A 579-nucleotide genomic window follows, 5' to 3' on the forward strand; every position below is an offset into this window, starting at 1 on the left:
GGAAATGACCAAGTTCCTGAGACACAATTTTCAGAACATCATCTCGCTCTTTGATATTCCAAGAGAGTTTTTCAAATCGATCTTGGGCATAGCTGTGCCGTAAGCCGTGGGCTCCATGGGAAAATCCGAGTCCACGCTGACTAGCTTTGCTAAACGCAGATGAAAAATTAAGACCGCCTGCCACATCGTAATGACTGGTATAAATTACACCTCGGTCTGTTACTTTCTGAGGCTCTTGGAACCTGCGGGCTTCTAATTTTTCAGCCAGTTCAATGGGGATTTTTACTTCTCGTATTAACCCACCTTTCCCGTTTACTGTGTAGGTTTTGGATTCAGCTAGGTGTGAGAACTTTTGGGGGTGAGCTTCTCTAGGTGATGCCTTTTGTTCGTCTACCGGTCGAAGCGTAAACATCTCATGAGCACGTAAACCGGCTTGATGACAAATCTGTGTCGTTAAGGCGTGTTTGTCAGATTGATGAGAGATGATTCTTTGAACTTGTTCATTAGAATAGGCTCGGGATTTTTCGATGGTTTCTCTTTCTGATTTTACAATTTCAAGAGATTGAGAGGGAGAGAGTT

At 43.5% G+C, this 579-nt stretch carries 1 pseudogene; it reads right to left on the reverse strand.

Going from position 1 to position 579, the window contains the following annotated elements:
• Positions 1-579: pseudogene (locus tag R7E78_RS28815) on the reverse strand (site-specific integrase); the annotation flags it as partial.

The sequence above is a fragment of the Vibrio sp. YT-19(2023) genome, assembly GCF_033337395.1.